5 protein-coding genes and 2 pseudogenes are annotated in these 6,882 nt (G+C 69.1%); all 7 read left to right on the forward strand.

The window, feature by feature from the left end; all coding sequences use genetic code 11:
- On the forward strand, positions 1–427 hold a 427-nt coding region (locus AC5RUJ_RS08535), incomplete at its 5' end, for a DUF4232 domain-containing protein (protein ID WP_494155760.1).
- Positions 428–503: 76 nt separating this feature from the next.
- Positions 504–3,254 (forward strand): annotated as a pseudogene (locus tag AC5RUJ_RS08540) (DEAD/DEAH box helicase); the annotation flags it as partial.
- 3 nt (positions 3,255–3,257) lie between these two features.
- Positions 3,258–3,521: pseudogene (locus tag AC5RUJ_RS08545) on the forward strand (THUMP-like domain-containing protein); the annotation flags it as partial.
- Between the two features lie 89 nt (positions 3,522–3,610).
- Positions 3,611–4,759: a glutamate--cysteine ligase gene (locus AC5RUJ_RS08550; RefSeq protein ID WP_494000400.1), complete on the forward strand. Its 1,149-nt coding sequence runs from the start codon at positions 3,611–3,613 to the stop codon at positions 4,757–4,759.
- 86 nt (positions 4,760–4,845) lie between these two features.
- Entirely contained in the window at positions 4,846–5,052 is a 207-nt protein-coding gene (locus AC5RUJ_RS08555) for a hypothetical protein (protein WP_494000401.1), read from the forward strand.
- Positions 5,053–5,187: 135 nt separating this feature from the next.
- Positions 5,188–6,336 (forward strand): zinc-dependent alcohol dehydrogenase, encoded by a 1,149-nt coding sequence (locus AC5RUJ_RS08560; RefSeq protein WP_494128355.1) that lies wholly within the window; start codon positions 5,188–5,190, stop codon positions 6,334–6,336.
- A 10-nt stretch (positions 6,337–6,346) separates the two neighbouring features.
- The coding region (locus AC5RUJ_RS08565; protein WP_494155761.1) for a hypothetical protein at positions 6,347–6,882 on the forward strand (536 nt) is incomplete at its 3' end.

Raw genomic sequence — 6,882 nt, forward strand, 5'->3', positions numbered from 1 at the left:
CGCCGACGGTTCCTGCCGCGCCGACCAGTTGGAAGCGGCCATTCAAACCAAACCCGGCGCCGGGGCCGCCGGCAGCGTCTACCGCACGCTGGTACTGACGAACACCGGCACCGGGTCCTGCACGCTCCAGGGGTACCCCGGCGTCTCCTACGTCGACGCCGACGGCACACAGGTGGGCGCGCCGGCCGAACGGGACCCGGCGGCAGCGACGGCGGCCGTCACGCTGGAGCCGGGCGGAACCGCCGAGGCGCAGCTGCAGCAGACCAACGCGCAGAACTACGGCGAGGAATGCGGACTCACGGATGTGGCGGGGGTCAGGGTCTACCCGCCGAACCAAAAGGAATCGCTCGTCGCGAAGCAGGAGACGGTCGGCTGCTCGGACTCCTCCGTGGTGCTGATGACCGTGGGCACCTTCCAGGCCCCGTAGCCGCCCGCCCGCTCCCCGGACTGCACACCGGGAACTGCACAGCGTCGGTGCCGGCCGCTAGGCTCAAGACATCGGTATGACGACGTCTGTGCTCGAACGCTTCAGCCCGGCCACCCGCGAGTGGTTCGCCGGCGCCTTCGCCGCGCCCACCAACGCACAGGCCGGTGCGTGGAACGCCATTTCCGCCGGCTCCCATGCCCTGGTGGTGGCGCCCACGGGTTCCGGCAAGACCCTGGCGGCCTTCCTCTGGGCGCTGGACACGTTCATCTCCCGGGCACAGACGCAGGCCGAACCTCCCGCCGCTGTGCCGGAAGCGGCGCCCAAACGGGGACGCGCCGCCCGCGAGGAGTCCGGCGGCACCCGGGTGCTGTACATCTCGCCGCTCAAGGCGCTGGGTGTGGACGTGGAGCGGAACCTGCGCGCGCCGCTGATCGGCATCACCCAGACCGCCAAACGGCTTGACCTGCCCGCCCCGTCCATCACCGTCGGCGTCCGTTCCGGTGACACCCCGCCCAATGAACGGCGCCGGTTGCTCACCCACCCGCCGGACATCCTGATCACCACGCCGGAATCGTTGTTCCTGATGCTGACCTCCAGGGCGCGGGAAACCCTGGCGTCGGTGGACACCGTGATCATCGATGAAGTCCACGCCGTGGCCGGGACCAAACGCGGCGCCCACCTGGCTGTCACCCTGGAACGGCTGGACGCCCTGCTGCAGCGGCCCGCCCAGCGGATCGGCCTCTCCGCGACCGTCGAGCCGCTGGATACCGTGGCCCGGTTCCTGGGCGGCAATTCCCCGGTGGAGATTGTCGCCCCTCCCGCCCGGAAGTCATGGGACCTGACGGTCACGGTGCCGGTGGAGGACATGACCGCGCTGGCCTCGCCCAGCCAGGAGGAACTGGGCGCCGGCGCGCAGCCCGCGTCCATCTGGCCGCACGTCGAAGAGAAGATCGTGGACTTGATCGCCGAAAACCGGTCCACCATCGTCTTCGCCAACTCGCGCCGGTTGGCGGAGAGGCTCACCGCCCGGTTCAACGAAATCTGGACCGAACGCGAGTCCCTCCCGCTGTCCGGCGAGGACGTCTGGGGCACCGCCGCCGCCCATGACGACGCTGCCGAGAACGCTCCCGGTCCGGGGCCCGGCTCGGGTTCCGGTTCCGGTTCGGGTTCAGCTTCCGGTTCCGGTTCCCGCACGCAGACCAAGCCGCCGGCCCAGATCATGGCCCAGGCCGGTTCGGCCTCCGGCGCGGATGCCGTCCTCGCCCGAGCCCACCACGGCTCGGTCAGCAAGGAGGCGCGCGCGCAGATCGAGGACGACCTGAAGTCCGGACGTCTGCGCTGCGTGGTCGCGACCTCGAGCCTGGAGCTGGGCATCGACATGGGTGCCGTGGACCTGGTGGTGCAGGTGGAATCCCCGCAGTCCGTGGCCAGCGGCCTGCAGCGGGTAGGACGTGCCGGGCACCAGGTCGGCGAGGTCTCCCACGGCGTGCTGTTTCCCAAGCATCGCCAGGACCTGGTCAATACCACGGTGACCGTCGAGCGGATGCTTGCCGGCCGCATCGAGCCCCTGTATATCCCCGCCAATCCCCTGGACATCCTCGCCCAGCAGACCGTGGCCGCCACCGCCCTCGGCGCCGTCGACGTGGAGGAATGGTTCGACGTCGTGCGCAGGTCCGCGCCCTTCGCCACGCTGCCGCGTTCCGCCTACGAGGCCACCCTGGACCTGCTGGCCGGGCGCTACCCCAGCGACGAATTCGCTGAACTGCGCCCGCGGATCGTTTGGGACCGGGTCGCCGGGACCATCACCGGCCGGCCCGGCGCGCAGCGGCTGGCCGTGACCTCCGGCGGAACCATCCCGGACCGCGGACTGTTCGGCGTCTACCTGGTGGGCTCCGAGGACGCGAAGAACAGCGGCGGCCGCCGGGTGGGCGAGCTGGACGAAGAAATGGTCTACGAATCCCGCGTGGGCGACGTCTTCGCGCTGGGCGCCACCAGCTGGCGGATCGAAGACATCACCCACGACTGCGTCCTCGTCTCCCCCGCTTTCGGGCAGCCGGGCAAGCTGCCGTTCTGGAAGGGCGATTCACTGGGCAGGCCGGTGGAGCTCGGGCGGGCGCTGGGCCGCTTCGTCCGGGAAGTGTCCGGCACGGCCGAGGAGCCGGCACGCGAGCGGCTGGCCGCCGCCGGGCTGGACGATTGGGCAGCGGGGAACCTGCTGGCCTACCTGGCCGAGCAGCAGCAGGCCACCAACGATGTTCCCAGCGACCGCACCCTGGTGGTGGAGCGCTTCCACGACGAGCTCGGCGACTGGCGTGTGGTGCTGCACAGCCCGTTCGGCATGCCCGTCCACGCGCCCTGGGCGCTGGCGGTCGGCGCCCGGCTGCATCAGAGGTACGGGCTGGACGGTTCCGCCATGGCCGCCGACGACGGAATCGTGCTGCGCGTGCCCATGATGGAAGAAGAGCCGCCCGGCGCCGAATTGTTCCTCTTCGACCCCGAGGAACTGGACCAGATCGTCACCGCGGAGGTGGGCGGTTCCGCGCTCTTCGCCTCCCGCTTCCGCGAATGCGCCGCCCGCGCCCTGCTCCTGCCGCGCAAGAATCCGGGCAAGCGCAGCCCGCTCTGGCAGCAGCGCCAACGCTCCGCCCAGCTGCTGGATGTGGCGCGCAAGTACCCGACGTTCCCGATCATCCTCGAGACGGTGCGCGAATGCCTCCAGGACGTCTACGACCTGCCCGCGCTCAAGGAGATTGCCGCCGGGATCGAGCGCCGGGAGTTGCGCCTGGTGGAAACCACCACCCAGCAGCCATCGCCGTTCGCCCGGGCGTACCGGGTGCTGGAGGTCAAGCCGTACAACGTCAAGAAGCTCAAGGCCTGGGTGAAGGCGAGCCGGATCGGCACGCTGGAGATCAAGAAGCGCGGCACGTCGGTTGCACCGGACGAGCTGCGCAAGACCCTGTTGACCGGTTCCGGCAAGGGGCCGAACAAGGCGACCCTGGTGCTGACGAGGGTCGGCGAGGACCGGATCGCCATCGTCGTCGAGCCCGTTCCCGCCGCCGGCGCCCGCAGCCGCGAGCGCAGCGCCAGGCCCTGACGCACTAGAATCAAGCTGTGTCTGGCCCCGCGGCCCCAGCAGACGCATACCTCCGGCGGCAGCCGGTCCAGCCAAAGACGGAGCAACGTTTGTACATCGATTTCGCACGGTCCGCCCAATCCTCCCTCGGGGTTGAGTGGGAGCTGGCGCTGGTGGATGCCCAGACCGGCGAACTGGTCTCGGTGGCCGAGCAGGTGCTGGACGCCGTCCGCGCCGGGCATCCGGAGCTGCGGGACGATGACGAGCACCCGCACGTGAAGCAAGAGCTGCTGCTGAACACCGTGGAGCTGGTCACCGGCGTCTGCAACACCGTCCGCGAGGCCAAAGCGGACCTGAGCAGCGCCCTGGCGGCCGTCCGCGACGTCACCGACCCGATGGGGGTGGAGCTTTTCTGCGCGGGCAGCCATCCGTTTGCCGCGCCGCGGTTGCAGCCGGTCACCGACAAGGAACGGTACGCCAAGCTGATCGACCGTACCCAGTGGTGGGGGCACCAGATGGTGATTTACGGCGTGCACGTGCACGTGGGCCTGGACCACCGGGACAAGGCCCTGCCGGTGTTGGACGGGCTCGTCAACTATTTCCCGCACTTCCAGGCGATCTCCGCCTCCTCCCCCTTCTGGGCGGGAGAGGACACCGGCTACGCCTCGCAGCGCGCGCTGATGTTCCAGCAGCTGCCCACCGCGGGGCTGCCGTTCCAGTTCCCCAGCTGGGCGGTGTACGAGGATTACGTCGAGGACATGTTCACCACCGGGGTGATCGACACGATCAGCGAGATCCGCTGGGACATCCGGCCGGTTCCCGCGCTGGGCACCATCGAGATGCGGGTGTGCGACGGGCTGTCCACCCTGCAGGACGTCGGGGCCGTGGCCGCGCTGACGCAATGCCTGGTGGACGAGTTCTCCACCGCCCTGGACAACGGCTGGGCGATCCCCACCATGCCGCCGTGGCACGTGCAGGAGAACAAGTGGCGTGCCGCCCGCTACGGCATGGACGCCATCATCATCCTCAACGCCGCCGGCAAGGAAATGCCGGTCACGGAGCACCTGCGCGAACACGTGCTGAACCGGCTGGAACCGGTCGCCCGAAAGCTTGGCTGCAGCGACGAACTGGCAGACGTGGAGAAGATCCTCGAAGCCGGCGCCGGCTACCAGCGCCAGCGCAGGGTTGCCGCGGAACACGGCGGCGACCTGCGCGCCGTCGTCCTCGACGTGGTCAGCCAGCTTCGCGGGAGCAACTGAGAGCCGGAAACCGGTCCCGTTTGGTCCCGAACAGGCGTAGGCTCTGCCCCAGGGAATACAGAGCCGGATGCGGGAAAGGGCTGGGCATGGCCGGGGACAAGCACGCTGACGACGAGGCGCTGTACCAGGCGGACGCCCCGGATCCGGAGCAGGATTCCGACGCGCCGCCGCACGCCGGCTCGGCCGGCCTGGCTGCCGCCATCGAACCGGACGTCGACCGCGGGCCCGAGGACCGGGCGGAAGACGGGGACAAGGAACCGGCCTCCCCGCGGGACCCGGAAGACGGCGCCTAGGACCGGCCACGCCCGTCCCCGGCAGCACGGTCTCCCGGGCGCGGGCCTCCCGGACGCCTGGGGGCCTTGACCGTTGCTTGCCGGGCGTGTGAAGCTTGCGGGCACTCGACTATCCGCTTCCCCCAGGAGGCACCGATGAGAGCCATGGTGTACCGCGGGCCCTACAAGACCCGGGTAGAAGAAAAAGACATTCCCGCCATTGAACACCCCAACGATGCCATAGTCCGGGTGACGCTGGCCGGTATCTGCGGCTCGGACCTGCACCTTTACCACGGCATGATGCCCGATACCCGGGTCGGGATGACGTTCGGCCACGAGTTCATCGGCGTGGTCCACGAGGTGGGTCCGTCGGTCCGGAACCTCGCACCTGGCGACCGGGTCATGGTGCCGTTCAACGTGTACTGCGGTTCCTGTTACTTCTGCGCGCGGGGCCTGTACTCCAACTGCCACAACGTGAATCCGAATGCCACGGCGGTGGGCGCCATCTACGGCTACTCCCACACCTGCGGAGGCTACGACGGCGGCCAGGCCGAATACGTCCGGGTGCCCTTCGCCGACGTCGGCCCCGCCCCGATCCCGGACTGGATGGATGACGAGGACGCCGTGATGCTCACCGACGCCCTGCCCACCGGCTACTTCGGGGCGCAGTTGGGCGACATCGTCGAAGGCGACACCGTGGTGGTGTTCGGGGCCGGACCGGTGGGGTTGTTTGCCGCAAAGTCCGCCTGGCTCATGGGAGCAGGGCGCGTGATCGTCATCGACCACCTGGAGTACCGGCTGGAGATGGCCCGTTCCTTCGCGCATGCGGAAACCTACAACTTCGTCGAGCATGACGACATCGTGGTGCACCTGAAGAAGGTGACGGATGATCTGGGGGCGGACGTGGCGATCGACGCCGTGGGCGCCGAGGCGGACGGCAACCTGACCCAGCACCTCACCTCCGCCAAGTTCAAGCTGCAGGGCGGCTCGCCCGTCGCCCTGAACTGGGCCATCGATTCGGTCCGCAAGGGCGGGACTATTTCCGTGATGGGCGCCTACGGGCCGATGTTCAGCGCGGTGAAGTTCGGGGACGCCCTGAACAAAGGGTTGACGCTGCGGATGAACCAATGCCCGGTCAAGCGCCAGTGGCCGCGGCTGTTCGAGCACATCCGCAACGGTTACCTGAAACCCAACGACATCGTTACCCACCGCATACCGCTGGAGCATATCTCCGACGGTTATCACATTTTCTCGTCGAAACTCGATGGCTGCATCAAGCCGCTCATCGTGCCCGATGCCGGCTAGGAGACCCCCGATGCCCTACAGAGCCGAAAAACCCGAGCGCAGGCATACCAGCGAAGAACTCCGCGCCCGGATCCCGGGCTGGGGTGCCGACCTGGATCCGAAGGACCGTCCGGCCGTGCCGAAGGAACGCTTCGATCCCGGAGCCACCGGCGCACACTGGGACTTTCCCGACCGCCAGGAGGAGAAATGGCCGCGCGAGCGATCCCTTGAGCACCGCATGCTGACGCCCGTCTTCGGCACGTCGACGCCGCCCAAGGGACTCTCGGGCGCCCTGCGGCGGTACTCCTACCGGAAGTACAGCGAGGCGCGGGCGGCCCACTGGGTGATCCTGCTGGCCGCCGACCGGGTCGACGCCTGGGAAAGCCACCTCCGCTCCTTCGCGACCCTGCGTCCGGACAATCCCGTCACCGAATCCGGTGTGCGCAGCGAGTTCAGCCATCACGGGCTGGCCTCCCGGACCGGGGCGAAGCGTGCCGACCTGAGCCACCAGTGGCTCGACCCGGTCATCGTGGCCGGTCCCTGGCTGGCGGCAGGCGGCCTGGCCGC

The sequence above is a fragment of the Arthrobacter sp. Y3223164 genome (assembly GCF_059091005.1).